This window comes from Kluyvera sp. CHPC 1.2972 (assembly GCF_036759925.1).
In the GTDB taxonomy this organism is placed as follows: Bacteria; Pseudomonadota; Gammaproteobacteria; order Enterobacterales; family Enterobacteriaceae; genus Kluyvera.
Genome location: NZ_JAPKIB010000017.1, coordinates 22,039 through 47,703 on the forward strand (window position 1 = coordinate 22,039; position 25,665 = coordinate 47,703).

General features: G+C 56.6%; 25 protein-coding genes and 1 tRNA gene (1 of these 26 only partly in view). 10 read left to right on the forward strand and 16 right to left on the reverse strand.

The genetic code is table 11. From position 1 onward, the window contains the following. Positions 1–57 precede the first annotated feature (57 nt). Entirely contained in the window at positions 58–1,011 is a 954-nt protein-coding gene (gene metR, locus V6944_RS19765; protein WP_333013117.1) for an HTH-type transcriptional regulator MetR, read from the forward strand. On the opposite strand, the gene V6944_RS19770 is transcribed toward metR, so the two are convergent. The 3 genes from V6944_RS19770 to pldB form a co-directional block, all read right to left on the reverse strand. Then, complete coding sequence (locus V6944_RS19770; RefSeq protein ID WP_185669755.1) at positions 899–1,798, reverse strand: carboxylate/amino acid/amine transporter; 900 nt, start codon at positions 1,796–1,798, stop codon at positions 899–901. The genes metR and V6944_RS19770 overlap by 113 nt on opposite strands. Positions 1,799–1,883: 85 nt before the next feature. After that, positions 1,884–2,684 (reverse strand): sugar/pyridoxal phosphate phosphatase YigL, encoded by an 801-nt coding sequence (yigL, locus tag V6944_RS19775; protein ID WP_333500189.1) that lies wholly within the window; start codon positions 2,682–2,684, stop codon positions 1,884–1,886. 41 nt (positions 2,685–2,725) lie between these two features. After that, positions 2,726–3,718, reverse strand: coding sequence for a lysophospholipase L2 (gene pldB, locus V6944_RS19780; protein WP_333500190.1), 993 nt, complete (start codon positions 3,716–3,718; stop codon positions 2,726–2,728). Between the two features lie 109 nt (positions 3,719–3,827). On the opposite strand from pldB, the gene rhtB reads away from it, so the two are divergent. Further along, positions 3,828–4,448: a homoserine/homoserine lactone efflux protein gene (rhtB, locus tag V6944_RS19785; protein ID WP_220439439.1), complete on the forward strand. Its 621-nt coding sequence runs from the start codon at positions 3,828–3,830 to the stop codon at positions 4,446–4,448. Between the two features lie 153 nt (positions 4,449–4,601). Beyond that, positions 4,602–5,486, forward strand: coding sequence for an Rpn family recombination-promoting nuclease/putative transposase (locus tag V6944_RS19790; protein WP_333500191.1), 885 nt, complete (start codon positions 4,602–4,604; stop codon positions 5,484–5,486). Between the two features lie 45 nt (positions 5,487–5,531). Here the strand turns inward: V6944_RS19790 and rhtC are convergent, their stop codons facing one another. The 3 genes from rhtC to pldA form a co-directional block, all read right to left on the reverse strand. After that, complete coding sequence (rhtC, locus tag V6944_RS19795; RefSeq protein ID WP_333500192.1) at positions 5,532–6,155, reverse strand: threonine export protein RhtC; 624 nt, start codon at positions 6,153–6,155, stop codon at positions 5,532–5,534. 81 nt (positions 6,156–6,236) lie between these two features. Next, entirely contained in the window at positions 6,237–8,066 is a 1,830-nt protein-coding gene (recQ, locus tag V6944_RS19800; RefSeq protein WP_333500193.1) for an ATP-dependent DNA helicase RecQ, read from the reverse strand. Between the two features lie 117 nt (positions 8,067–8,183). Next, positions 8,184–9,050 carry a phospholipase A gene (gene pldA / locus V6944_RS19805; protein ID WP_333497221.1) on the reverse strand — a complete coding sequence of 289 codons (867 nt, stop codon included), beginning with the start codon at positions 9,048–9,050 and terminating at the stop codon, positions 8,184–8,186. Between the two features lie 161 nt (positions 9,051–9,211). On the opposite strand from pldA, the gene yigI reads away from it, so the two are divergent. Both yigI and rarD read left to right on the forward strand, forming a co-directional pair. Beyond that, positions 9,212–9,679 (forward strand): acyl-CoA thioesterase YigI, encoded by a 468-nt coding sequence (gene yigI / locus V6944_RS19810; RefSeq protein ID WP_220439443.1) that lies wholly within the window; start codon positions 9,212–9,214, stop codon positions 9,677–9,679. 50 nt (positions 9,680–9,729) lie between these two features. Next, positions 9,730–10,623 carry an EamA family transporter RarD gene (gene rarD / locus V6944_RS19815; RefSeq protein ID WP_333500194.1) on the forward strand — a complete coding sequence of 298 codons (894 nt, stop codon included), beginning with the start codon at positions 9,730–9,732 and terminating at the stop codon, positions 10,621–10,623. A 38-nt stretch (positions 10,624–10,661) separates the two neighbouring features. On the opposite strand, the gene corA is transcribed toward rarD, so the two are convergent. From corA to lptM, 8 genes are all read right to left on the reverse strand, one after another. Continuing rightward, on the reverse strand, positions 10,662–11,612 hold the full coding sequence (gene corA, locus V6944_RS19820; RefSeq protein WP_333500195.1) for a magnesium/cobalt transporter CorA: 951 nt from the start codon (positions 11,610–11,612) through the stop codon (positions 10,662–10,664). Between the two features lie 149 nt (positions 11,613–11,761). Beyond that, positions 11,762–11,818, reverse strand: coding sequence for a YsgD/CorL family protein (gene ysgD, locus V6944_RS23360; RefSeq protein ID WP_368301982.1), 57 nt, complete (start codon positions 11,816–11,818; stop codon positions 11,762–11,764). A 147-nt stretch (positions 11,819–11,965) separates the two neighbouring features. Next, a complete protein-coding gene (gene uvrD / locus V6944_RS19825; protein ID WP_185669765.1) occupies positions 11,966–14,128 on the reverse strand; it encodes a DNA helicase II in 2,163 nt (720 codons plus the stop codon). A gap of 65 nt (positions 14,129–14,193) precedes the next feature. Beyond that, positions 14,194–14,910, reverse strand: a complete 717-nt coding sequence (gene yigB / locus V6944_RS19830; protein WP_333500196.1) for a 5-amino-6-(5-phospho-D-ribitylamino)uracil phosphatase YigB — start codon at positions 14,908–14,910, stop codon at positions 14,194–14,196. Then, positions 14,910–15,812, reverse strand: coding sequence for a tyrosine recombinase XerC (gene xerC / locus V6944_RS19835; RefSeq protein ID WP_333500197.1), 903 nt, complete (start codon positions 15,810–15,812; stop codon positions 14,910–14,912). Before xerC ends, yigB begins: the two co-directional genes overlap by 1 nt. Beyond that, positions 15,809–16,516, reverse strand: coding sequence for a DUF484 domain-containing protein (locus V6944_RS19840; RefSeq protein ID WP_185669768.1), 708 nt, complete (start codon positions 16,514–16,516; stop codon positions 15,809–15,811). Before V6944_RS19840 ends, xerC begins: the two co-directional genes overlap by 4 nt. After that, positions 16,513–17,337 (reverse strand): diaminopimelate epimerase, encoded by an 825-nt coding sequence (gene dapF / locus V6944_RS19845; RefSeq protein ID WP_185669777.1) that lies wholly within the window; start codon positions 17,335–17,337, stop codon positions 16,513–16,515. Before dapF ends, V6944_RS19840 begins: the two co-directional genes overlap by 4 nt. 35 nt (positions 17,338–17,372) lie before the next feature. After that, positions 17,373–17,576, reverse strand: a complete 204-nt coding sequence (gene lptM, locus V6944_RS19850; protein ID WP_185669769.1) for an LPS translocon maturation chaperone LptM — start codon at positions 17,574–17,576, stop codon at positions 17,373–17,375. Between the two features lie 139 nt (positions 17,577–17,715). Here lptM and cyaY point away from each other — a divergent pair, with 139 nt between their 5' ends. Next, a complete protein-coding gene (gene cyaY / locus V6944_RS19855; RefSeq protein WP_035896460.1) occupies positions 17,716–18,036 on the forward strand; it encodes an iron donor protein CyaY in 321 nt (106 codons plus the stop codon). A 91-nt stretch (positions 18,037–18,127) separates the two neighbouring features. On the opposite strand, the gene cyaA is transcribed toward cyaY, so the two are convergent. Further along, positions 18,128–20,674 carry a class I adenylate cyclase gene (cyaA, locus tag V6944_RS19860; protein WP_333500198.1) on the reverse strand — a complete coding sequence of 849 codons (2,547 nt, stop codon included), beginning with the start codon at positions 20,672–20,674 and terminating at the stop codon, positions 18,128–18,130. 417 nt (positions 20,675–21,091) lie between these two features. Between cyaA and hemC the strand changes: the two genes are divergently transcribed. From hemC to hemY, 4 genes are read left to right on the forward strand one after another with little or no spacing between them, the layout of a single operon-like run. Beyond that, a complete protein-coding gene (hemC, locus tag V6944_RS19865; RefSeq protein WP_185669771.1) occupies positions 21,092–22,033 on the forward strand; it encodes a hydroxymethylbilane synthase in 942 nt (313 codons plus the stop codon). Further along, on the forward strand, positions 22,030–22,770 hold the full coding sequence (gene hemD / locus V6944_RS19870; protein ID WP_333500199.1) for a uroporphyrinogen-III synthase: 741 nt from the start codon (positions 22,030–22,032) through the stop codon (positions 22,768–22,770). Before hemC ends, hemD begins: the two co-directional genes overlap by 4 nt. Before the next feature lie 21 nt (positions 22,771–22,791). Further along, positions 22,792–23,991 (forward strand): uroporphyrinogen-III C-methyltransferase, encoded by a 1,200-nt coding sequence (gene hemX / locus V6944_RS19875; RefSeq protein ID WP_333500200.1) that lies wholly within the window; start codon positions 22,792–22,794, stop codon positions 23,989–23,991. A 3-nt stretch (positions 23,992–23,994) separates the two neighbouring features. Further along, entirely contained in the window at positions 23,995–25,191 is a 1,197-nt protein-coding gene (gene hemY, locus V6944_RS19880) for a protoheme IX biogenesis protein HemY (protein WP_333500201.1), read from the forward strand. 450 nt (positions 25,192–25,641) lie between these two features. Here the strand turns inward: hemY and V6944_RS19885 are convergent. After that, positions 25,642–25,665: transfer RNA gene (locus V6944_RS19885), tRNA-Pro, on the reverse strand; it runs 153 nt beyond the window's last position.

Here is a 25,665-nt window from a genome sequence, read left to right on the forward strand (position 1 = left end):
GACAGGTACTGTATATTCCTCAAGCGCAAATTGTTCATGCCGAAGTGAAGGACTTTCATGATCGAAATTAAACATCTGAAAACGCTCCAGGCGTTGCGGAACAGTGGTTCTCTGGCGGCCGCCGCGGCGACGCTGCACCAGACCCAATCCGCCCTGTCTCACCAGTTCAGCGATCTGGAACAGCGCCTTGGCTTCCGGCTATTCGTACGTAAAAGCCAGCCGCTGCGCTTTACCCCGCAGGGGGAGATTTTGCTGCAGCTGGCAAACCAGGTGCTGCCGCAAATCACTCAGGCGCTGCAGGCCTGTCATGAACCACAGCAGGCCACACTGCGTATCGCTATCGAATGCCATAGCTGTATTCAGTGGCTGACGCCTGCACTAGAGAATTTCCGCAAGCAGTGGCCGCAGGTTGAGATGGACTTTAAATCCGGCGTCACCTTTGACCCGCAGCCTGCACTACAGCAAGGCGAGTTGGATCTGGTGCTTACCTCAGACATCCTGCCGCGCAGCGGCCTGCACTACTCACCGATGTTTGATTTTGAAGTGCGCCTGGTACTGTCACCGGATCACCCGCTGGCGACCAAAGCACGCATCACGCCAGAAGATTTGGCGGCAGAAACGTTGTTGATTTATCCGGTGCAGCGCCAGCGCCTTGATGTCTGGCGTCATTTCCTGCAGCCTGCTGGCGTAAGCCCACAGTTGAAAAGCGTTGATAACACGCTGCTGCTGGTACAGATGGTCGCCGCGCGGATGGGCATTGCCGCTCTGCCGCACTGGGTGGTGGAGAGTTTTGAGCGCCAGGGTCTGATTGTGACCAAAACCCTAGGCGAAGGATTGTGGAGCCGACTGTACGCTGCCGTGCGCGATGGCGAGCAGCGTCAGCCGGTGATGGATGCGTTTATTCGCTCAGCGCGGAATCACGCTTGCGATCATCTGCCGTTCGTGAAGAACGCGGAGCGACCCAATGGCGATGCACCCACAGTGAGGCCAGTATCACCGCAGCCCCTGTAAGGAAGCTCGGCCAGTGGGGCTGTTGATGCCAGATTGCCAGGTTCACCAGCAGCCCTGCGGGCACATGCATATTGTTCATAATGCCTAAGGTGCCCGCATCCACCTGCGTGGCGCCGTAGTTCCACATAAAGTAGCCAATCCCCGAAGCCACCACGCCAAGAAATACCAGAATCCCCCACTGCGGCAGAGTCTGCGGCATTTTCTGCGCGTTACCCAGCAGCATCCAGGCCACCGTCGCGACCAGAAACGCCCCGAGATAGAACCAGGCAAAAGCGTTATGCTGCGGCATTGGCCTTGTCTCCATCAGGCGCTTATAGCCCACCATGCCGATGGCAAAGACGATATTGGAGAGCTGCACCAGAATAAGCCCCGTCCAGAAATGGTTGGTGATATGGTCGTAGCGAATAATCCCTGCGCCAATCACCGCCAGCAGCGCGCTAAACGCGTAGCTCCAGCGCAGGCGGCGTCCGCTCATCAGGTCGTAAATCAGCGTGATGTAGAGCGGCGTGAGGACGGTAAACAGCAGCAGCTCGGAGACGGTCAGGTAGAGATAGGCATGGAAGCTCAGCATATACATGATGCCAAGCTGCATTGCGCCCACCAGCATGTACAGGCCAACGGTTTTCAGACTGTGCCCACGGGTGCGAAGAAACGGCAGGAAGACCAGCGCCGCCAGGCCCACTCGCACCAGCACCGCAAAGTAGCTGTCGACGTGTCCAGCAAGGTACTCGCCGTAAAAGCTAAAGGAGAAAGCCCACAGAATCGTGGTAATAATCAGGAGCGCCACAATGAATGTCTCATAGGAAGATGAGCATTCATTGTAGCGGAGTTATCGGTTGACAACTGACCACCAAATAGCCAGTTGTTGATAATTAACGCAGATACATGTCGCGCAGGAAGTGCGGGACTGCGTCATCGGCGTTCGAGCCGATCACTTCAAGCTCCGGATGCAGATCTTTCAGACGCTGGTGCGCCCCTGCCATGATGCAGCCTTTACCTGCCATCGACAGCATTTCAGCGTCATTCATCCCATCACCAAACGCGATGCAATCTTTCAGGGTATAGCTCATCGCTTTCGCCACCGCTTCCAGCGCATGGCCTTTCGACACGCCGCCCGCCATCACTTCCAGACAGGTGAGCGTGGAGAAGCTAACGTTGACACGATCGCCCCAGCGCGCGTTAATCGCCTGTTCCAAAGGCAGCAGCGTTTCGTGATCGTTGCAGGTGAAGAACACCTTGCTGACCCCTTCCGGCTCCAGCATACCCGGCTCATACAAGGTGTAGTTAAATACCGCTTCCTTGAAGAAGCGCATCTCTTCCGGGCGGTGACGGTTCATAAACCATTCGTCTTCACGGTATACGTTGGTGACGATATCCGGGTTGTCATTCACGATGCCGAAGAGATCGGCGGCGATATCACGATCGAGGTTATGGGCGAAAACCTGTTTCCCATCGGCATCGTGCACGCGCGCGCCGTTGGAGGTGATCATGTAGGATTTGATCCCCAGATTATCGCGAATCTGGCCTACGTCGATGTAATGACGACCGGTCGCAAAGACGAAGTTCAAGCCGCGCTCGGTGAGCAGCTTCAGCGTCTCTTTCGCGTACGGCGTTAAGTGGTGGTCGGGGGAGAGTAAGGTGCCATCTAAGTCAGACGCAACAACCTGGTACATATTCGAATTTAACCTCTAAACAGTGCGCCGCTGGCGCCGAATTAACAATGTCGACGGAAAAAATCGACGATGGCAGTGAGTGCGACTGAGCGCATAGCGTCCTTTTCAAAAAGGATCTCATGATAGGCGCCCTGTATGACAAGCGGCTTACCGCCATCACAAGGGTGGCCCGCTTCGGCGCGGATTTCGCAATAACGATCGTGCATGCGATTATCAACGACGCGCTCCTCCTCTGCCTGAATCAGCAGAACGGGGAACGTCTCTTTTGCGGCACCGGCGAGGATTTGCTCCCCTGCTAGAATACCCTCTCTGACCCAGTGATACGTGGGGCCTCCCACGCGTAGCCGGGGCTCATCGGCATAAAAACGGACGTTACGCCGATAGCGTTCGCGACTATGGGTCAATACATTAATGCCAAACGGCAGCGCGTGCCATCGGCCTGTTCCCATTGCATACCCTTCCCGAAGACGCTGATGGCCCTCAGCCCAGTCGAGAAGTGGCCTTACTACCCATTCCGGCAGGCGCATAATAATCCCGAACATCGGCGCGCAAAGCGCGATGGCATCACAGCCTTGCGGGTTACGCTGCAAAAACTGCGTCGCGATAGCCCCGCCCATAGAATGCGCGAGGATAAACCGCCGCCGCCAGTGCCCCGGCAACACCTGCTGCTGCCAGAAGGCCGCAAGATCGTCGACATAGTCGCTGAATTTCGCCACGTGACCGCGATGGGTATCGGACAACATGCGCCCGGAACGCCCCTGACCGCGATGGTCGATAATCAACACATCAAAGCCGCTATGGAACAGGTCGTACGCCAGCTCGGCATACTTCACGTAGCTCTCAATTCTCCCAGGGCAGACCACGATCACGCTGTCGTGCGCCGGTGAACTGAACCGAACGAACCTTACCGGAATGCCGTCAACGCCGATAAACTCCGCTTCCTTCCGACCTCGCCAGAAATCCATCAGCGGGCCGGTTGTAAAGGCAGCAAACGCGTTTTCTCTTGTATTCCAATCCTTTTGCTGTTGAAACATCGGGCTTCCACCCCTGCTAACCGCTGAAAATCATTTTTTTGTGACGCCTGACACAACGCCAGGACAATAGCGTATTGTGGCATAAAAACAGACAATCAGGGAGTTTCTCATGACCTTCGAATGGTGGTTCGCCTACCTGCTCACATCCATAATTCTTAGCCTTTCGCCGGGCTCAGGGGCGATCAATACCATGACCACCTCCATTAACCACGGCTATCGCGGCGCCGCGGCATCAATTGCCGGGCTGCAAACCGGCCTGGCGATTCACATCGTGCTGGTTGGCGTAGGTCTCGGAACGCTCTTCTCGCGATCCTTGCTGGCCTTTGAGGTGCTGAAGTGGGCGGGGGCGGCGTACCTTATCTGGCTTGGCATTCAGCAGTGGCGTGCCGCAGGCTCCATTGACCTGAAAACGTTGGCGAAAACGCAAAGTCGCGGCAAGCTGTTCCAGCGCGCGGTGTTCGTTAACCTGACCAACCCGAAGAGCATCGTATTCCTCGCGGCGCTATTCCCGCAGTTTATCGTGCCGCATCAGCCACAGGTTATGCAGTATCTGGTTCTTGGGATAACGACTATCGTCGTCGATATCATCGTGATGATTGGCTACGCTACGTTGGCGCAGCGGATCTCGGCGTGGATTAAAGGGCCGAAGCAGATGAAGGCGTTGAATAAAGTGTTCGGCTCGCTGTTTATGCTGGTAGGAGCGCTGCTGGCGTCGGCGCGCCATGCCTGAATGCGGCACGCAAATTTTTGTCGTGGGAGCCGCTAACTGACAAAATCGCGCGAGCGGCGACGCATCCCGGAAAGAAGCCTGGAATAACCGCTACACCACAAAAAGCCTGAGTGCCAGAATGCCACCAGACTTTTCATTCACGGATGATAAACGATGGCGGAGACAGCCACGCCGCATGACGCGGTGTTTAAAACCTTTCTCTCCTGCGCCGATACGGCGCGGGATTTTATTAGCCTCCACCTGCCCACTCAGCTTCTCCAACTCTGCAAACTGGAGACGCTACGGCTGGAATCGGGGAGTTTTATTGAAGACTGTCAACGCCCCTACTACAGTGATGTCATCTATTCGCTGCAGACCACCACTGGGCGCGGCTATATCCACGTCCTTATCGAACACCAGAGCACGCCGGATAAACATATGGCCTTCAGGCTACTGCGTTACGCCGTTGCCGCCATGCAGCGCCATCTCGAAGCAGGCTATAAAACCTTGCCGTTGGTGATCCCCATCCTGTTTTATCACGGCAAGCGCAGTCCTTATCCTTGGTCGCTAAGCTGGCTGGATGCGTTCAGCGATCCCATAGCCGCTCGCCAGCTCTACACCTCGCCCTTCCCGCTGGTGGATATCACGGTTATCCCCGATGACGAGATCATGCAACACCGCAGCATGGCGGCGCTGACTCTGGTGCAGAAACATATCCGGCAGCGGGATATCGCGTTGCTACAAGACAAGCTAGCCAGTTTGTTCATTCTGGGACACATGAGCGGACAACAAATAACCGTGCTGGTAAACTATTTGATACAAGCAGGACAAACCCAGGATGTTCAAAAACTATTATATGGACTGGCACAGCGCGTGCCGCAGCATGGAGAAAAGTTTATGACCATGGCAGAACAACTACGTAAAGAAGGGATTCAGGAAGGTAAACTTGCCGCAACACAGGATATTGCTAAAGCCATGCTGGAAAGGGGCATCGATAGCAACATTATCACTGAGATCACCGGGCTTTCTCACGATGAACTCCAGCAACTCCACCACTAAACGCCGCATAGCCCACTCGATAACGCTATCGAGTGGGCCGATCACTTAGCGCGAAATAATCAGGTGAATGCCGAAACCCGCGAACAGCGTGCCCGCTACGCCGTCAATCCACTTCGCTGCGCGCTGGTAGCCGCGACGCATCGCGGGTAGCGCAAACAGGCTCGCCACCACGGTAAACCAGGCCAGCGTTTCGAGGATAATCAGCAGGAAGATCCCCCAGCGTTCACCCGCGCCAACGTTATCGCCGACGAACAACGAGAACACTGAACCAAAGTAGATAATCGCTTTCGGGTTGGCGAGGTTAGTCAGCAGGCCCTTCATAAAGCTGCGCCCGCCCTGAGCCAGTTCAACCTGCGGCTCTTCGGCTGAATCGGCTTTCTCTTTCTTCAGCGCTCCACGCAGCATCTGGTAGCCCATCCAGCACAGGTACAGACCACCGCCGACCATAATAATGGTGTGCAGCCAGGCCATTTTTTCGATAATCAGGTGCAGACCGAGCAGCGCAACGCCAGCCCAGACCATCACGCCACAGGTGATCCCCAGCACGCCCATCATCGCTTCTTTGCGCGAGCGGCTCACGGCAGTCTGGGAGACAAAAAAGAAGTCCGGGCCCGGGCTCATTAAGGCAATGATGTGCACCAGCGCGACGGTCAGAAACAGCGTAATCATGATAGACCTACCAAACGAGGCGATAAATTCGCGGAAAATAGTACAGTGAGTAACTATCCTGACACTTTTTCCGCAAACTGACTACTCCTCATCATCTCCGTCGACGTGAGCGCGAATCAGCGCCAGGAATTCACGACCAAAGCGTTCGAGTTTGCGCGTGCCCACGCCGTTGACGCTGAGCATATCGCTTGGGGAGATAGGCATCTGTTCTGCCATTTCAATCAGCGTCGCGTCGTTAAAGACGACGTAAGGCGGGATATTTTCTTCATCGGCAATGGCTTTACGCAGCTTACGTAGCTTCGCAAACAGCTGCTTGTCGTAGTTACCCACCGCCGCTTTCTGCATCACGCGCGGCTTCAGCGCCACAATACGCGGCACCGCAAGCTGCAGCGGCACTTCGCCGCGCAGCACCGGACGGGAAGCGTCGGTAAGCTGGAGCGCCGAGTGTTGGGCAATGTTCTGGGTGACAAAGCCCAGGTGGATCAACTGACGAATGACGCTGACCCAGTGTTCATGACTTTTGTCGCGGCCCATGCCGTAAACCTTGAGCTTATCGTGGCCGAACTCGCGAATACGCTGACTGTTGGCACCGCGAATGACCTCGACGACGTAGCCCATCCCAAAGCGCTGATTAACCCGGCCAATGGTAGAGAGCGCAATCTGCGCGTCCTGCACGCCATCGTACTGCTTCGGTGGGTCGAGGCAGATATCGCAGTTGCCGCACGGCTCCTGACGGCCCTCGCCAAAGTAATTGAGCAGCACAAGGCGACGACAGGTCTGCGCTTCGGCAAACGCCCCCATCGCGTTGAGCTTATGCCGCTCGATATCCAGCAGCATGCCCTCTGGCTTGTCTTCCAGGCAGCGACGCAGCCACGCCATATCGGCCGGGTCGTAAAACAGCATCGCTTCCGCCGGTAGACCATCGCGCCCGGCGCGGCCAGTTTCCTGATAGTAGGATTCAATATTGCGAGGGATGTCGAAGTGCACCACGAAACGGACGTTGGGCTTGTTGATACCCATCCCGAAGGCCACGGTGGCCACCACGATTTGCAGGTCGTCGCGCTGGAATTTTTCCTGCACGTCGGCGCGCACGGTGTTTTCCAGCCCGGCATGATACGCCGCCGCGCTGATGCCGCGGCTTTGCAGGCGAGCCGCGGTGTCTTCTACTTTCGCGCGGCTATTGCAGTAAATAATGCCGGATTTTCCCCGCTGCTCCTGCACGTAGCGCATCAGCTGATCGAGCGGTTTAAACTTCTCCATCAGCATGTAGCGGATATTCGGGCGGTCGAAGCTGCTGATTTGAATCAGCGGGTCGTTCAGCCCCAGCAGGCGCACAATGTCGCTACGGGTAGTGTCATCGGCGGTAGCGGTAAGCGCCATAAACGGCAGCGCGGGGAAGCGCTGACGCAGCTGGCCAAGGGCCGCGTATTCCGGGCGGAAATCATGCCCCCACTGCGAGATACAGTGCGCCTCATCCACCGCCAGCATCGCCGGATTCCAGTGCGCCAGATGCTCAAGGAAGTTGTCCAGCATCAGGCGTTCCGGGGCGATATAGAGCAGGCGAATCTGCCCGGTACGGCAGCCAGCCATCACCTCTTGCTGCTGTTCACGGGTTTGGGTGGAGTTGATACAAGCCGCCGCCACGCCGTTCGCCAGCAGCTGATCGACCTGGTCCTTCATCAGCGAGATCAGCGGTGAAACCACCACCGTCAGGCCGTTAAGCACCAGCGCAGGAATTTGATAACACAGCGACTTACCGCCGCCGGTAGGCATCACGACCAGGCAGTCGCGCCCTTCCAGCACGGTGTCGATAATGGTTTCCTGGCCAGGGCGGAACTGCTGGTAGCCAAAGGTCTCTTGCAAAACCTGCTTAGCCAGCGATTCCTGATTTAAAACTTCCGCCTGTGCCACATTGACCCCATTACCGTTAAATAAAAACAGGCGCTATTTTCAGCGCCTGCGTGCCAAACTGCAACGTTTTAGACGAATTCCTTCGGCCATGCTCGCAACAAACCGCAGGAATTGCTCTTAAAACAGGTCGTTAAGCATGACCCCGACCCCAACGCGAGTCTGGTTAAAGTTATAGTCGATAAGCGATTCGCCATATCCGCTGTATACCTGAGTATAGAGGCGAACGTGCTTAGTGACCGGATAGCTCACACCCAGTTCCGCGCCGCCGTAGCCGGTATTCCAGTTGTATTGCCCCTGCGCACTGAGCACCGCGTCACCCAGTTGGTAGCCGATTTTCAGCCGGTAATAGCCCATATATTTGGTGATATCCGGGTTATCGTCGGTATCGCCAATCACATACCAGGGCTTCACCTCAACCAACCAGTTGCCGTTTTGCGCCATCAGACGTGTATAAAGACGGTTCCAACTGCGGGAGGTGGGGTCAGAGCGACCGTTGGAATCATGGTTATAGCCCATCTCAATATCGCGAAGCGTCCAACCCGCGAAGCGATAATCGGTAGCAAAACCAAGGAAAAGCTGCGGCTCATAGTTGGTCTCGCGGAACGGCGAAGACTCATCGCTGTTGGAGAGCTGCCACCAGGAACGCTGGGTGTACGAGGCGGCAAGTACCGAGTTATCCCCCAAAATGCCGCGCCACAGCGGGAAGGCCAGGCTAAGCTGGAATTTCACCTCATCTTTGCGCGCATTCTCGGCCCAGTCGTAGGAACGAATCGCCTCTTTATTGAGGTCGCTGGTCCAGGTGTAAAGCAGGTAGTTGCTTTCATAGGGGTAGAGCGTGAACGGGTTATCATGCTCCTGTAGAAGGTTGGCGATAATACTGCCGCGTACTGCCGGTGCATCGTGCACCTCTTTAATTGTCGCTTCTTGCGCCAACGCCGCGACAGGCAGCAGCAGCGCCAGTAACCCACTGAGTGAGATCCGCATCAGTCAACTTCCCCTGAGATATATATAAATAATGGATAACAAATTGACACGTATTCTACCTGTTTACGCTGTTCTTGCTCATCAAACCTTTCTGAAAGTAGAAATCAACATTCAATCGGCATAAAATCAACATTTTATTAACAATGAAATGTAAGGTCACTATGTCTGCAGAACTCACCGCGGAAGCCGCACTCAAGCTGGTTGGCGAAATCTTTGTCTACCATATGCCGTTCAACCGGGCCCTGAATCTGGAGCTGGATGTCTACGAAAAGGCGTTCGCACAGCTGAGTTTTAACAACCAGCCGATGATGGTGGGCAACTGGGCGCAAAGCATTCTGCACGGTGGAGTGATCGCCTCAGCGCTGGATGTCGCGGCAGGCCTGGTCTGCGTGGGCAGTACGCTGGCACGTCATGACACCATCAATGAAGATGAGCTGCGCCAGCGCTTGTCAAAGATGGGCACCATCGACCTGCGCGTCGACTATCTTCGTCCAGGACGTGGATCGCGTTTTACCGCCACCAGCACGCTGCTGCGCGCAGGCAATAAGGTTGCCGTTGCCCGCGTTGAGCTGCACAACGAAGAGAAAACGCATATCGCCAGCGCCACGGCGACTTATATGGTGGGATAACCGCCAGAATCGCGTAAAATTGCGTTACTTTTTCGAAATGGATGTTTCACATGGATCCCAAACAAACGCGACAGGGCGTGCTTCTGGCCCTTGCCGCCTATTTCATCTGGGGCATCGCTCCAGCCTACTTCAAGCTGATTTACTACGTTCCTGCCGATGAGATCCTGACCCACCGCGTTATCTGGTCGTTTTTCTTTATGGTGGCGCTGATTAGCTTTAGCCGCCAATGGCCGCAGGTTAAAACGCTGCTGAAGACGCCAAAGAAAGTCTTCCTGCTGGCACTATCGGCGGTGCTGATTGGCGGTAACTGGCTGCTGTTTATCTGGTCGGTCAATAACCACCATATGCTGGAGGCAAGCCTCGGCTACTTTATTAACCCACTGGTGAATATTTTGCTGGGGATGATTTTCCTCGGCGAGCGTTTCCGCCGCATGCAATGGGTTGCCGTCGCGCTGGCGATTTGCGGCGTGCTGGTCCAGCTCTGGACCTTCGGTTCACTGCCGATCATTGGCCTGGGGCTGGCGTTCAGCTTCGCCTTCTATGGCCTGGTGCGTAAGAAAATTGCCGTCGATGCCCAGACCGGCATGCTGTTCGAGACGCTCTGGCTGCTGCCGGTAGCGGCGATTTATCTGTTCGGCATCGCCGATAGCGCCACCAGCCATATGGGTCAAAACCCGTGGTCGCTGAACCTGCTGCTGATTGCCGCAGGCGTGGTAACCACTATCCCATTGCTGTGCTTTACCGGGGCGGCGACCCGCCTGCGTCTGTCGACGCTGGGCTTCTTCCAGTACATCGGCCCGACGCTGATGTTCCTGCTGGCGGTGACGTTCTACGGTGAGGTGCCGGGCGCAGATAAGATGGTGACCTTTGCCTTTATCTGGGTGGCGTTGGCGATATTCGTGATGGATGCGGTGTATACGCAAAGACGGGCGCGTCGGAACTAGAGGATTGCCGGATGGCGAAGCGCCATCCGGCACGGCTATTACAGCCAGTTCTTGCGCTTAAAGTACAGGTACGGCGCAAGCCCTGCCAGAATCATAAAGACAATCGCCCCAGGGTAACCAAAGCTCCACTTCAGCTCCGGCATAAACTCAAAGTTCATCCCGTAGCTGGAGGCCACCAGCGTCGGCGGCAGGAAGACCACGGAAACCACCGAGAAGATCTTGATGATGCGGTTCTGCTCGATGTTGATAAAGCCCATCGCCGCCTGCATCAGGAAGTTCACCTTCTGGAACAGCGATTCGTTGTGCGGCAACAGGGATTCGATATCTCGCAGAATCTCCCGTGCCTGCTCCAGCTGGCCTGCCGGCAGACGCGCCTTACGCACGAGGAAGTTCAGCGCGCGCTGGGTATCCATCAGACACAGGCGAACTTTCCAGCCGATATCTTCCAGTTCCGCCAGCGTCGAGAGCGCTTCGTCGTACTCATCGCCCTGATGGCCTTCCATAATGACGCGGCTTAGCTTTTCGAGGTCGCTATAGATGTTTTCGATTTCGTCCGCCAGCTGTTCGATCTTGGTTTCGAACAGGTCGAGCAGCAGCTCGTAGGCGTTACCATCCGCCATCGCCTGGTTACGCGCACGCATGCGGTAGAGGCGAAATGCCGGCAGCTCACGCTCACGCAGGGTGAACAAACGCCCTTCGCGGATGGTGAATGCGACGGTGGAGTTACCTGCGTGATCGTCCGCATCTTCATAAAAGAAGAAGGAGTGAATGTGCAGGCCGTCTTCGTCTTCAAAAAAACGTGCGGATGCTTCGATGTCTTCCAGTTCAGGGCGCGTGGCCAGGTTCTGGCCCAAATCCTTTTGCACACGGTTTCGTTCGTCGTCATCTGGCTCGACTAAATCCACCCAAACCGAGCTGGCAAGATGATCGATCTCATCCGCCTCAAGACGCGTTAAACGATTGTTTTCCAGTTGAAATGCGCTCAGCATGACCGGGACTCCCAATGCAAAAAATTATCGGACAGCCGGTGGGCACACAGAAACTACAGGGGTTTCAGACCATTAAACAGCCTGACTCAATGCGACGGGAAATACGAGTCGCTGACAACCGCTAAGGCTATCAGCATAAGAGGATAGCCTTAGGAGTTGTTCCTGAATGACAGGAAGGTGAGCCAGCATCTACTGGGTGTGTCCAAGGCTTTGTCCTCTTAGCGTAATCGTGCGCGCATGTTACGCCAGCAAAAAAACGCCGTCAACACGCAACGAAACGCTAAGTTAGATTAATTACCTTCTCTTTATTAAGGCTAGCAGAAGGTGACAAAAATGTTATGTTTTTCTGAATGTTATACGTTTTCTAACCTAGCGTAAGCGGCCACCAGCCATTTAATTCCTTGCCCCTGGAAAGCGACCTGCAGTCGGCTATGTTCACCGCTGCCTTCCAGGTTGACGATGGTGCCTTCACCAAACTTCGCATGGCGTACCCGCTGGCCAAGTTTATAGCCGGTATCGTTCTCCGCCATTGGCGTGCCCATCCGCTGATGGCTCACCGGGCGGCTGACCGTCGCGCGCAGACGAACCTCTTCCACACAGGCTTCCGGCAGCTCGCCGATAAAGCGCGACGGGCGATGGTAAACCTCTTTGCCGTACAGGCGGCGGGTTTCGGCGTAGGTCAGCGTCAGTTTTTGCATGGCGCGGGTGACGCCGACGTAGGCCAGACGGCGCTCTTCTTCCAGACGCCCGCCTTCATCCAGCGACATCTGGCTTGGGAACATCCCCTCTTCCATGCCAACGATAAACACCTGCGGGAACTCCAGGCCTTTCGCCGAGTGTAGGGTCATCAACTGCACCGCGTCCTGCCAGGTATCCGCCTGGCCTTCCCCGGCTTCCAGCGCCGCATGGGAGAGAAACGCCTGCAGCGGCATTAAATCTTCATCTTCTTCGTTGTAGCTGAACTGGCGCGTAGCCGTGACCAGTTCGTCTAAGTTCTCAATTCGCGTCTGGCCCTTCTCGCCTTTTTCCTGCTCGTACATCATGCGCAGGCCGGAGTCTTTCACTACGCGGTCGGTCTGAACGTGCAGCGGCATATCGGCCGTTTCCTGCGCCAGCGCGTCAATCAGCTCCATAAAGCGCTGTAAGGCGCTCGCTGCACGACCGGCAAGGGCTTTCTCCTGCAGCAGCTCGCGGCAGGCCTGCCACAGCGTCAACTGGCGGTCACGCGAGGTCTGACGCACCACGTCCAGCGTACGATCGCCGATGCCGCGGGTTGGCGTATTCACCACGCGCTCGAACGCGGCATCATCGTTGCGGTTAGCAATAAGGCGCAGATAGGAGAGTGCGTCTTTGATTTCCTGACGTTCGAAGAATCGCATACCGCCATAGATACGGTACGGCATGCTGGCCTGCAGCAGCGCCTCTTCCAGCACGCGCGATTGGGCGTTGCTGCGATAGAGGATGGCACATTGCGTCAGCGCGCCGCCGTTGTCCTGCCAGGTTTTAATGCGGTTCACCACGAAGCGCGCTTCATCGAGTTCGTTAAACGCGCAGTAGAGTGAAATCGGTTCGCCGTCGGCGCCATCGGTCCACAGCTTTTTGCCCAGACGCCCGTTGTTGTTTTCAATCAGGGCGTTCGCGGCGCTGAGGATATTGCTGGTTGAACGGTAGTTCTGCTCCAGACGAATGGTTTCTGCACCGGGGAAATCGTTGAGGAAGCGCTGGATGTTCTCCACCTGCGCCCCGCGCCAGCCGTAGATCGACTGGTCGTCATCGCCCACGATCATCACCTTGCCGGTGTCACCCGCCAGCAGGCGGATCCAGGCGTACTGAATGTTGTTGGTATCCTGGAATTCGTCCACCAGGATATTGGTAAAACGTTCGCGATAGTGCTGCAGGATATGCGGTTTGTTGAGCCACAGCTCATGGGCGCGCAGCAGCAGCTCGGCGAAGTCCACCAGCCCCGCGCGGTCACACGCTTCCTGGTAGGCCTGATAGACCTTCTGCCAGGTCTGCTCAACCGGGTTACCGTAGCTTTGCAGATGGTGAGGGCGCAGCCCTTCATCTTTCTGGCTATTGATAAACCACATTGCCTGGCGCGGCGGCCATTGTTTCTCGTCGAGGTTCATCGCCTTGATCAGGCGCTTCAGCAAGCGCAGCTGGTCTTCGCTATCGAGGATCTGGAAATCCTGCGGCAGATTGGCGTCCAGATGGTGGGCGCGCAGCAGACGGTGCGCCAGCCCGTGGAAGGTCCCGACCCACATGCCGCCCTGAGACGTTCCCATCAACTCAGCAATGCGGTGACGCATCTCCGCCGCCGCTTTGTTGGTAAAGGTGACCGCCATGATGGAGTACGGCGAGCAGTTTTCGACGCTTTGCAGCCAGGCAATGCGGTGCACCAGCACGCGCGTTTTGCCGCTGCCTGCCCCGGCGAGCACCAGCATATTGGTCCGCTCCGCCGCGACGGCTTCGCGCTGTTTATCGTTGAGGCTGTCGAGCAGGTAAGAAACGTCCATTGGCACCGCCGGAAAAAAAAAGAGTCCCAGAAATACACTGGGAATTTATACAGAGATGTTGACGATTATATCAGCGAGGTCAGAGATGCCAACCGGGAAATCTCGACATGCGGCAACAAACGGCTGTCTGCGGTTTGCATCAGGTCGGCATTTTCCGGTTTGATCCAGCAGGCCTGCATACCGCAGCGAATCGCGCCTGCCACGTCGGTGGTCAGGTCATCGCCCACATGCAGAATCTCACCGAGCGGCGCGTTGAGCTTGTCTGCCGCCAGATGGTACATATCGGCAAACGGCTTCGAGCGCCCGTCCGGGCCGGCGCGCAGTACAAACTGGAAGTAGTCGCTCAGGCCGAACAGTTCCGGCTGGGCATTACCGTTGGTGATCGCCACCAGCGGCCATTTTTGGCCCAGTTTCGCCAGCGTATCATGGGTTTCCTGCGGTACGTCAATCCGGCTACGCCACTGGGCGAAATTCGCCATCGCTGCATCGGCACCGGCTTTGGCTTCCTGAACCGTCAGCCCAAGCTGACGCATACCGGACTCCAGCGCGCGCCAGCGCCACTCGGTGACGTCGTGGTAGATTTCTGGCTCCGTCTTTAACAGTTCGTCGCGCCACTGCTGCAGCGTACGGGCATCGAAGTTCGCCAGCGCCGGATGGTAGCCGCGCACAAAGGCCAGCGACTCCTGCATCGTCCGGTCAATCACCGGGCGGTTATCATAAAGGGTGTCATCAAGGTCAAACGTCAGCGCAGCGATAGCGCCCAACGGCCGATAAAAACGCATTATTTCTCCCGTTTGGCGCGCGGATGCGCCGCATCGTACACCGAGGCAAGGTGTTGAAAATCAAGGTGGGTATAGATTTGGGTGGTGGACAAGTTGGCGTGGCCCAGCAGCTCCTGCACGCCGCGCAGGTCACCGCTCGACTCGAGCATATGGGTAGCAAACGAGTGGCGCAGCTTGTGAGGGTTCACGTGGCTATTCAGCCCCTGCTTGATACCCCATTCGGCAAAGCGCTTTTGCACATTACGCGCCGAAATCCGTTTACCGAGCTTCGAGAGAAACAGCGCATCCTCGTCGCTGCCGAACAGCCCGCGCAGGTCGAGCCAGTGCTCAATCCACGCCACAGCGTTACGTCCAATCGGCAGGCGTCGCTCTTTGCTGCCTTTCCCCATCACCCACACTTCGCCGGTATCGAGATCCAGATGTTTAATATCCAGATTCACCAGTTCAGAAAGACGTAAACCCGCGCCGTACATCACCTCCAGCATGGCGCGATCGCGCACCGCCAGCGGGTCATTGAGATCGATATCCAGCAGACGGTTAACGTCATCAACGTCGATATTTTTTGGCAGATGGCGCGGCGCTTTCGGCGCGGCGATACCTTTTGCCGGGTTAGCCGGCAGCTCGCCCTGACCCACCATCCAGTCAAAGAAGCTGCGCAGCGCCGACAGACGTAGCGCCAGACTGGCGGCACCCAGCCCTTTGCGGCGGCTGCGGGTCGCCACGCTGCGCACCATCGCAGCATCACATTGTTGCCAATTCTGCAGGCCCATCCCTTCGACCAGTTCAATAATGGCATCAAGCTGACGCTGATAGTTGAGGAGCGTTATGGGGCTAAGCTGGCGTTCTACGCCCAGATAGCGCAGAAAGCGGGTAACGGCTAGCCCTAGCCCGGTGCCGGTCATACGCGCTCTATCCAGCGTTCCAGTAAGCCCGGCAGCATCAGGGCGATTTCCTGCAGCAGCTGTGTGCCCTGCCCCGGCTGATAGTGGTGCGGGTCGCGGCTGCTAAAGAGGATCACGCCTAAATCGCCGTCGCTGCCCATCATCGACATCGCCACCGATCCTACGGCTTTCGCCTCAGGAAGTACCAGCAACAGTTCAGGGCCGTTAAGGGGGCCAAGATAGTGGTTGGCCTGACCTAAGCGCTGAATGCGCAGCGGCTCAAAGGCCTGACGGGAAAGCACCAGATCGGTATGCCTGGAAGGTGCACCGAGACGCCAGCGGTCAGAGAACAGCCGCAGCGATGCGCCCGCCAGCCCCAACTCACGCGCCCAGCGATGGAAGCGCAGCAGGAGGTCGTCCAGACTTTCTGCGCAGGCCAGCCGGTTTTGCAGATGCAGCAGGCGGTAAAACAGGCTTTCGTTCGCCGTTGCCTGTTCCATCAGTTGGCTCATGTTCTCTTCCAGCATGGCAATGTAGTTGCGCGAACGCGCCATGTGCCACTCCACCAGAGAGACCATGCCCCGCACCGGGTGCGGGACGCGCATTTGCTCAACCACTGCGGCATTACGAATAAAGAATTCAGGATGTTGCAACAGATAATCCACGACCGCGCCATCATTCAGCGTGGTGAGAGCGTCCTGCTGTTCTTCCCCGACGTGTTTCATAAGTGAATAAATCCGTCATAGACATGTGCCGCCGGGCCAGTCATAAACAACGGTTGGCCCGGGCCTTTCCAGGCGATATCAAGTCGCCCGCCCGGCAGTTCCACTCGCACCTCTTCCGCCAGCAAACCCTGCTGGATGCCGACGGCAACCGCTGCACATGCACCGCTGCCGCAGGCCTGAGTTTCACCCGCTCCGCGTTCGTAAACGCGCAGACGGATGTGGTCCCGCTTCACTACCTGCATAAAACCAATGTTAGCGCGTTCTGGAAAACGTTCATGACTTTCCATCACCGGGCCAAGCGTTTCTACCGCGGCGGTGTCGACATCATCGACCTGAATCACGCAGTGTGGGTTCCCCATGGAGACCACGCCGCACAATACTGTCTGCTCAGACGCGCGCATGATATAGGTCTTTTCCGCTTTGTTAGCGCGGAATGGCACCTGAGACGGTTCGAAGTTCGGCTCGCCCATATTCACGCGAACCAGCTCGTCGTCGGTCACGCTTAAGACCATGCGGCCATTGGCGGTGCTCACGCGGATATCGCGCTTGTTGGTCAGCCCTTTCAGGCGCACAAAGCGGGCGAAACAGCGAGCACCGTTACCGCACTGGGAAACTTCGCTGCCGTCGGCATTGAAAATGCGGTAGTGAAAATCCAGATCGGGGTCGTAAGGCGGTTCCACGACCAGCAGTTGATCGAAACCCACGCCAAGATGCCTGTCCGCCAGTCGGCGGATAAGCTCGGGCGAGAAAAAGACATTCTGCGTTACCGCGTCGACGACCATGAAATCGTTGCCGAGGCCATGCATTTTAGAGAACTGCATCATCTACTCCAGTTGCGCGGAACAGAACGGTAATATTAGTAATTAACCTGCGTCGGGCCGCCGTTATCACCACGGTCGTTACGATCCGGAGAACTGCTCTGAATCGGAGGAGTGACGGGTTGCGTCGGCGGAGCTGCCGTTTTATCAGCCGGAGGAAAATAGAGCGGGCCCTTCAGGCCGCAGCCTGCAAGGCTAGATAATGCAAGTAACACTGCCAGCGGTCGAAAAATCTTATTCATTCTTAAGATGCCTGTAGTTCAATGCTTTCTATTTTCTATCATCGCAGGAGAAGGCGCAAAAGCAAGCGTTAAGCACCTGACTGCAACGTGATTTGTTTCACGCTATACTGCCGCCATCACTAAATAACGGGAAACAACAATGAACGACAGTGAATTTCATCGCCTCGCCGATACCCTGTGGCTGACCATCGAAGAGCGTCTGGACGACTGGGACGGCGACAGCGATATCGACTGCGAGATCAACGGCGGCGTGCTGACCATCAGTTTTGAAAACGGTAGCAAAATTATTATTAACCGTCAGGAGCCATTGCACCAGGTGTGGTTGGCGACCAAACAGGGCGGCTACCATTTTGACCTGAAGGGTGATGAGTGGATTTGCGACCGCAGCGGCGAAACCTTCTGGGATCTACTTGAGCAGGCGGCGACGCAGCAGGCGGGTGAAGAGGTTAGCTTCCGCTAAGCGCTTTGCACAATCCCGGAGTCGGCGTAAACGCCTCGTCCGGGCTACAGATCATAACGGTAGCCCGGCCGAGCGCAGCGACGCCGGGGTTTTAAGAGAAATACTGCTGCAACAACGGCGCGTTGTTATTGTCCTGATTGGACGGCGGCGGCACGATGGCCTGGCTGCGGAACGGGATCACCTGAGCACGCCCATCAACCTTCACAATCTGGTAGAACTGCGGCAGGTTGAAGTTGATAAAGCTTGAGCCGTAGGTGAAGCGATCGTGCGACGATGAGTAGAAGCGGCTGACGTCACGCACTAGCTCTTCTTTACTGCCTTCGCAGTGGTGATACACCTCTGCGCGGTTACTCTCGTCGAGAATATAGATATTAAAGCCCTGATCTTCGCCCGACTCTTCGAAGAAGAACTGGATAATCCCTTCGCTAGCAAAACCATCGACCACCTGCGGTAGCTCAACATGGTTAGTCTCAACCTGAACGGAAAGCCCGTGCAGCTTGTTATGCGAAATGGCGCCGTAGAACTCAATGGCGTTTTCCAGTTTCTGCACCGACACGTTCAGACGCTCAAAGAACAGGCCCCAGGTCTGCCCGGAGACGCGCAGCGCTTTAAAGCGCCCGGTTTCCTGACGGGTGCTGGAAAGGCGCAGTTCGATGCACTCGGACACCAGTTGCTGTACGCGAGTACGGATTAAACCACGCAGGTGTTGGCTATAACAGAACACTTCAACGCTGTCCGGCGGCGCGGCATCCTGGTGCATTTTACCGAGGATGGTTTTCAGCGCTTCGATCATCGCCTGCTCGCCGTTGAAGTGCAGCGTACGTACTTCGTTCCACGAGTTGCGGTACAACAGGTCGACGCTGCCGACCAGGCATTTCTGATCTTCGCCGAAGCTGAAGGTATCAAGCTTGCGGAAATCGAAATGCACCACCTGATTGCGGAAAGCCGCCGTCGGGTCATATTCGAGGTTAACAATAATCGCCAGATGGCGAATTTCGCACGGACTGTAGAGCGCTTTCGGCGTTGGCGCAGGCAGACGCAGCGGGAAGTGGTGCGACACGTCAGCAACCATCTCCTGTAGTTTTGCCAGATCGACAATGCCGTTGCCCTTGATAAACAGGCGCGTACGTGAGGTCAGCAGGCCGTTAAACCAGGCCCAGGCCACCAGCTTATTCAGATAGCGGTTATATTCCAGCGGCTGATGGCTGACGATGGATTCCATGTTCGGCGCGCGGTTGTAGAGATACCATCCCGTACGGTTGGCGCGTCCCGGCGGAACATAGATAAAGGTCAGATTCGGTTCGGACAGGTCCGGGGAGATCTGCGGGTTCACCAGCGTCACTTTACCCGGCAGCGCTTCAAACGCGGCGTACAGCTTACGCGTCAGCACGCCGATATCCTGCGGGCTGGCGGAAACGCTCAGGTTGTTACGACGCGCGAAGCGAATCAGGTTACGGTAACTCTGCATCATCGCGTCGAGCAGTTCGTTGTGCGCTTCACGCACCTGATCGATTTTCCAGTTGGCGCGGTTATCGAGCATCGCCAGACGCTCTTCGCTCCAGCCCCACTCTTTCACCAGTTGGCCGACCACTTCACGACGCCAGCCAACGCAGGCGCGTTCACGGCTGAGCTTTTCGCACACCTTCAGATAGAAGCAGCGGCGCACGAGGTCGAGGCGAGTTTCATCTTCAATCGCCTTCAGGTACTCGGTCACGCGCTCCAGCATCATGCAGTAGGCATCGAGACCGAAGGAGACGATCTCGCCGTCGTGCAGGCGCTGTTTAATGTCTTTCGCCAGCAGGTGCGTATTCGGGTATTCCCAGGAATAGGCTTCCAACAGCAGGGTTTTCAGCACCGCTTTATACGGTGAGTCGATGCTCTTATAGAGCTGCCACAGGCTGGCACCGAAGTACTCTTCGGCGGAGAGCGAGCTCAATCCACCGAGGTCGAGCCATTCGTTCGGCGTCAGGACACCCTGGGCGTAAAGGGTCATCACGTAGTCGTCGTAATGATCTTCTTCTTCGCATGGCACCATATTCCACAGAATACGTTTGCCCGCCAGGCGGACCGCCGTGCGGTAAAATTCGTCGAGCAGTAAAATGTGCTGCGTTGAACCACAGTCTTCGCCGCCGAGGCTGCCGCTTTCATTATGACGGAAGCGGTTTTCGTCGATCAGGAAGAAGCTGACTTCAACGCCCAGCGATGCCGCCCAGCTTTCCAGCAGGCTGCATTTACGCTGTAACAATTGACGTTCATCATTATCGAGCCACGACTGGTGGCAGACCCAGATATCCAGGTCGGAAGAGCAGCTTTGACCTACCGATGAGGTACTCCCCATCGAGTAGACGCCGGTAATCGGCAGTTCACCTTTTGCAGAGGTCTGCGGCGGCATACCGCGATGCAGCTCGAGCTCGTCAAGATAGTGGCGTTGGGTTTCATCAGGCGTGTAGAGGCAAATGCCCTTGGGAACGTTACCGTCGAGGTAACCCGGCATCAGCGGATGATGATAATGTAATAATGTCGGCAGTAGACTGTAAACCTGCTGGAAAGCAGGCCCCATGGCTGCAAGCGCGCGATCGACACGCAGTTGGTTGATGGCATCCAGTCTCTGTTTCAGCGTCTCAATATAGAGGTACAAGACATATCGCCTGATGTTCAAAACCTCGACGTATCCTGTCAGAGCGGTACGGAGGCTTTAATATTTCAACAAGAAGAACCGTTACCGTTTTGTGTCCGCCGTTGTGATTATCGAATTTCGGACAAAAAATGGTTTAAAACGTGATCAATTTAACACCTTGCCGGTTGACCGTAAAGAATGTTGCACTACAACAAGTGTAGCATTGAATGCTGCTGTAAACCCCGGCATACGATCAAGACAGTGCCAGTAATGAACGGTAAACACAACCCCGTTTATGCTTACCTTTACTGACTCTCAAGGCACGCTTCGTGCATACCCCTTAATTCCCAGCAAGAATTTTTACGAAGACCGTGAAAACTAACATCATTAGGGCAACAATGTTAGGATGGTCAATGGACGATAACGACGGTAACAAGCATGTTAGACAAAGTTTTGAGAATTGCCACACGCCAAAGTCCGCTCGCTCTCTGGCAAGCGCACTATGTACAAGAACGCCTGATGGCCTGCCATCCAGGGCTTACGGTGACGCTCGTGCCGATGGTCACGCGAGGGGACATCATCCTCGATACGCCGCTGGCCAAAGTGGGCGGTAAAGGGCTTTTCGTCAAAGAGCTTGAGCTTGCGTTGCTTGAAAATCGTGCGGATATCGCCGTCCACTCGATGAAAGATGTCCCGGTAGAATTCCCGGAAGGGCTTGGACTGGTGACCATCTGCGAACGTGACGACCCGCGCGATGCCTTCGTCTCTAATCATTATGCCTGCATGGACGATCTCCCGGCAGGTAGCATCGTCGGCACCTCCAGCCTGCGCCGCCAGTGCCAGTTGGCCAAACGCCGTCCAGATCTGGTGATCCGCTCGCTGCGCGGCAACGTCGGCACGCGTCTGAGCAAGCTCGACAACGGTGACTACGATGCCATTATTCTGGCGGTCGCGGGGCTAAAACGCCTTGAGCTGAATGACCGTATTCGCCAGCCAATGTCGCCGGAAGAGTCGCTCCCGGCGGTCGGCCAGGGTGCCGTCGGTATTGAGTGCCGTCTGGACGATGAACAGACCCGCGCCCTGCTCGCACCATTAAACCACGACGACACCGCCATTCGCGTTCGCGCCGAGCGCGCCATGAACACGCGCCTGGAGGGTGGCTGCCAGGTGCCTATCGGCAGCTACGCTGAGCTGAACGACGGCGAACTGTGGCTGCGCGCGCTGGTTGGCGCGCCGGACGGCAGTGAGATGGTGTGCGGTGAACGCCGCGGCAAGCCGGAAGATGCCGAGCGCATGGGCATTGAGCTTGCCGATGAACTGCTGGACAACGGCGCGCGGGCAATCCTTGCCGCCGTTTACGACGGAGATGCCGCCGTATGACCATTCTGGTTACCCGCCCCTCCCCGCAAGGTGAAGAGTTAGTCAGCCGTTTGCGCGCGCTGGGGCGAGTAGCCTGGAATTTCCCGCTGATAGAATTTACGCCCGGACGCGAGCTGAACGCACTGGCACCGGCGCTTGGCGCACTGCGCGAAGGCGATTTAGCGTTTGTTCTGTCGCAACACGCGGTCAGCTTCGCCCACGCGCAGCTTCAGCAGCAGCGCGTTAGCTGGCCCACTTCTCCCCGTTATTTTGCGATTGGCCGTACCACGGCGCTGGCGCTGCATCAGGCGAGCGGCCTCGATGTTCGCTATCCATTAGATCGGGAAATCAGCGAAGTGTTGCTACAATTACCTGAATTGCAAACTATTGCGGGAAAGAAGGCGCTGATTCTGCGCGGCAACGGCGGGCGTGAACTGCTGGCCGAAACGCTGAGCGCCCGCGGTGCCGATGTCACCCTGTGCGAATGCTATCAGCGCAGCGCTATCCACTATGACGGCGCCGAAGAGGCCATGCGCTGGCAGTCGCGAGAGGTCAGCACCCTCGTGGTGACCAGCGGCGAAATGCTGCAACAACTCTGGACGCTGATTCCCCTCTGGTACCGGGAGCGCTGGCTGCTCACCTGTCGGCTACTGGTGGTGAGTGAGCGTATTGCAAAACTGGCCCAGGAGTTGGGCTGGCAGGATATTCAGGTTGCCGATGGCGCAGACAACGATGCGCTGCTGCGCGCACTACAATAACTCTCAAAATTGGAAGCCATAATGACGGAACAAAAAGAAAACTCCGCCGTGGTTGAAGAGTCCGAAGATGCGGTGAAAACCTCACCGCAGCCCGACGCTCGTAAGCCGGAAAATGCTGAGAAGAAAAATAACGGCGGGAAAACCAGTCTGGCGCTCAGCGCCGTTGCTATCGCCATTGCGCTAGCGGCAGGCATTGGCCTGTACGGCTGGGGCAAACAGCAGGCCGTCAATCAGACCCAGACCAGCGACACCCTCGCCAATCAGCTTATCGCCCTGCAAAAAACGCAGGACGCACAAAAAGAGGCGCTGGAAACCACGCTTAAACAGCAGGCCGACCAACTGCAGGAAGCCAAAACCCAGCGGGCGGAAATGGCTAAACAGCTGGATGAAATGCAGCAAAAAGTAGCAGCTATTTCAGGTACCGACTCGAAAACCTGGCTGTTGGCCCAATCTGACTTCCTTGTGAAGCTGGCTGGACGCAAGCTGTGGAGCGATCAGGACGTCACCACCGCTGCCGCGCTGCTGAAAAGCGCCGACGCGAGCCTGGCGGATATGAACGACCCAAGCTTAATCGCCGCGCGTCGCGCCATTACCGAAGATATTGCCAGCCTCTCCGCCGTCTCTCAGGTGGACTACGACGGCATCATCCTCAAGGTTAATCAGCTCGCCAATCAGGTGGATAACCTGCGTCTGGCAGACAACAACACCGACGATTCGCCGATGGATAACGATGACAGCGAGCTGTCGGCCTCGCTCGGCGAATGGCGTGTGAATCTGCAGAAAAGCTGGCAGAACTTTATGGATAGCTTTATTACCATTCGTCGTCGCGATGAAACTGCCGTTCCGCTGCTGGCGCCAAACCAGGATATCTACCTGCGGGAGAATATCCGCGCCCAACTGCTTGCCGCCTCTCAGGCGATTCCACGCCATCAGGATGAAACCTTCAAGCAGGCGCTGGATAACGTTTCAACCTGGGTACGCGCTTACTACGACACCGACGACGCCGCCACAAAAACGTTCCTCGATGAGATAGACAAGCTCAGCCAGCAGAGCATTTCCATGGACATCCCGGAAACGCTGCAAAGCCAGCCGATTCTGGAAAAGCTGATGCAAACCCGCGTGCGTAACCTGATGGCGCAGCCTGCCGTCACGTCCGCAGAGCCTGTCGCGGTGGCCCCCGTGCAGCCAGCGCCAGCACCTGCCCCAGCACAAGGAGAGTAACCGATGCTAAAAGTTCTCTTACTCTTTGCACTGCTGATTGCCGGCGTGGTGGTCGGCCCGATGATTGCGGGCCATCAAGGCTATGTGCTTATCCAGACCGACAACTACAACATTGAAACCAGCGTCACCGGCTTAGTCATTATCATGATCCTGATAATGGTGGTGCTGTTCGCCCTGGAGTGGATTCTGCGCCGGATCTTCCGCACCAGCGCCCACACGCGCGGCTGGTTCGTTGGACGCAAGCGTCGCCGTGCGCGTAAGCAGACAGAGCAGGCGCTGCTGAAGCTGGCGGAAGGCGACTATCAGCAGGTTGAGAAGCTGATGTCGAAAAATGCCGATCACGCCGAGCAACCGGTGGTGAACTACCTGCTGGCGGCCGAAGCGGCGCAGCAGCGTGGTGACGAAGCGCGCGCCAATCAGCACCTTCAGCGCGCCGCTGAAAACGCGGGCAACGACCTGATTCCGGTCGAAATCACCCGCGTTCGCCTGCAGTTGGCCCGCCACGAGAATCACGCGGCACGCCACGGTATTGATAAGCTGCTGGAAGTGGCGCCGCGCCACCCGGAAGTGCTGCGTCTGGCAGAGCAGGCCTATATTCAGACCGGAGCCTGGAGCTCGCTGCTGGATATCATCCCCTCCATGGCAAAAGCCCACGTCGGCGACGACGCGCACCGTGCTGCACTGGAACAGCAGGCGTGGATTGGTCTGATGGATCAGGCTCGTGCCGATCAGGGCAGCGAGGGGCTGCGTAACTGGTGGAAAAACCAGAGCCGCAAAACCCGCCATCAGGTCGCCCTGCAGGTCGCCATGGCCGATCACCTGATTGAATGTGACGATCATGACACCGCGCAGCAGATCATTATCGATGGGCTGAAGCGTCAGTATGACGATCGTCTGGTGATGCTGATCCCGCGCCTGCACACCAATAACCCAGAGCAGATGGAAAAACTGCTCCGCCAGCAGATCAAAACGGTAGGCGATCGCCCGCTGTTGTGGAGTACGCTGGGTCAGTCGCTGATGAAGCACGGCGAGTGGCAGGAAGCGAGCCTGGCGTTCCGCGCCGCGCTGAAGCAGCGTCCGGACGCGTTTGACTACGCGTGGCTTGCCGATACGCTTGATCGTCTGAAGCAGCCGGAAGAAGCAGCGGCAATGCGCCGAGATGGTTTGATGCTGACGCTGCAGAATAACCCGCCCGCGTAAGGTGGAGCATTTGTTAAGGGGCCGAATGGCCCCTTTTTTTTGGCTGCTGTGCGGCGCTGCGCTTGGCCGGGCTACTACTGGGCATAAAAAAACGCCCGCTCCTTTTGGGAGCAGGCGTTAAACAGGTTTAATTCGACAACATAATGGGTGCTTCACTCAACGTAATGTCCATGGTGTCTGATGAGGCAAAAGCGACATCTGTCAGTGGACGATAAGCACCGTAAACGGCTCTGCGTCATTCCCGAGTTTATGAGGCCAAAGGCGAGCATAAGAGGTGGAATGAGCATCTACGCGGCGCATTATGTCACAGTCGGTTACTGATAACATCCCCTTTGTTTCACAACGGGATTAATCTGTAGCGGTGGGTAAAACAAAAGCGCAATGAGGGAGAACGAAGAAAGTAGAGGACAGATAGAAAACAAAAAACCCCGCCGAAGCGGGGTTCAAAATTGGTCGGCGAGAGAGGATTCGAAC

Bases quoted from the DNA above. Each gene is read 5' to 3' on its own strand.
- rhtC (WP_333500192.1), bottom strand. From the start codon at position 6,155: ATGATTACGCTGTTTCTGACCGTCGCGCTGGTGCACATCATTGCCTTA.
- lptM (WP_185669769.1), bottom strand. From the start codon at position 17,576: ATGAATAAGATTTTTCGACCGCTGGCAGTGTTACTTGCATTATCTAGC.
- V6944_RS19790 (WP_333500191.1), top strand. From the start codon at position 4,602: ATGGCGGAGACAGCCACGCCGCATGACGCGGTGTTTAAAACCTTTCTC.
- yigL (WP_333500189.1), bottom strand. From the start codon at position 2,684: ATGTACCAGGTTGTTGCGTCTGACTTAGATGGCACCTTACTCTCCCCC.
- hemD (WP_333500199.1), top strand. From the start codon at position 22,030: ATGACCATTCTGGTTACCCGCCCCTCCCCGCAAGGTGAAGAGTTAGTC.
- pldB (WP_333500190.1), bottom strand. From the start codon at position 3,718: ATGTTTCAACAGCAAAAGGATTGGAATACAAGAGAAAACGCGTTTGCT.
- rarD (WP_333500194.1), top strand. From the start codon at position 9,730: ATGGATCCCAAACAAACGCGACAGGGCGTGCTTCTGGCCCTTGCCGCC.
- pldA (WP_333497221.1), bottom strand. From the start codon at position 9,050: ATGCGGATCTCACTCAGTGGGTTACTGGCGCTGCTGCTGCCTGTCGCG.
- hemC (WP_185669771.1), top strand. From the start codon at position 21,092: ATGTTAGACAAAGTTTTGAGAATTGCCACACGCCAAAGTCCGCTCGCT.
- hemY (WP_333500201.1), top strand. From the start codon at position 23,995: ATGCTAAAAGTTCTCTTACTCTTTGCACTGCTGATTGCCGGCGTGGTG.
- metR (WP_333013117.1), top strand. From the start codon at position 58: ATGATCGAAATTAAACATCTGAAAACGCTCCAGGCGTTGCGGAACAGT.
- hemX (WP_333500200.1), top strand. From the start codon at position 22,792: ATGACGGAACAAAAAGAAAACTCCGCCGTGGTTGAAGAGTCCGAAGAT.
- V6944_RS19840 (WP_185669768.1), bottom strand. From the start codon at position 16,516: ATGAAACACGTCGGGGAAGAACAGCAGGACGCTCTCACCACGCTGAAT.
- yigB (WP_333500196.1), bottom strand. From the start codon at position 14,910: ATGCGTTTTTATCGGCCGTTGGGCGCTATCGCTGCGCTGACGTTTGAC.
- corA (WP_333500195.1), bottom strand. From the start codon at position 11,612: ATGCTGAGCGCATTTCAACTGGAAAACAATCGTTTAACGCGTCTTGAG.
- xerC (WP_333500197.1), bottom strand. From the start codon at position 15,812: ATGACCGGCACCGGGCTAGGGCTAGCCGTTACCCGCTTTCTGCGCTAT.
- cyaY (WP_035896460.1), top strand. From the start codon at position 17,716: ATGAACGACAGTGAATTTCATCGCCTCGCCGATACCCTGTGGCTGACC.
- rhtB (WP_220439439.1), top strand. From the start codon at position 3,828: ATGACCTTCGAATGGTGGTTCGCCTACCTGCTCACATCCATAATTCTT.
- dapF (WP_185669777.1), bottom strand. From the start codon at position 17,337: ATGCAGTTCTCTAAAATGCATGGCCTCGGCAACGATTTCATGGTCGTC.
- yigI (WP_220439443.1), top strand. From the start codon at position 9,212: ATGTCTGCAGAACTCACCGCGGAAGCCGCACTCAAGCTGGTTGGCGAA.
- uvrD (WP_185669765.1), bottom strand. From the start codon at position 14,128: ATGGACGTTTCTTACCTGCTCGACAGCCTCAACGATAAACAGCGCGAA.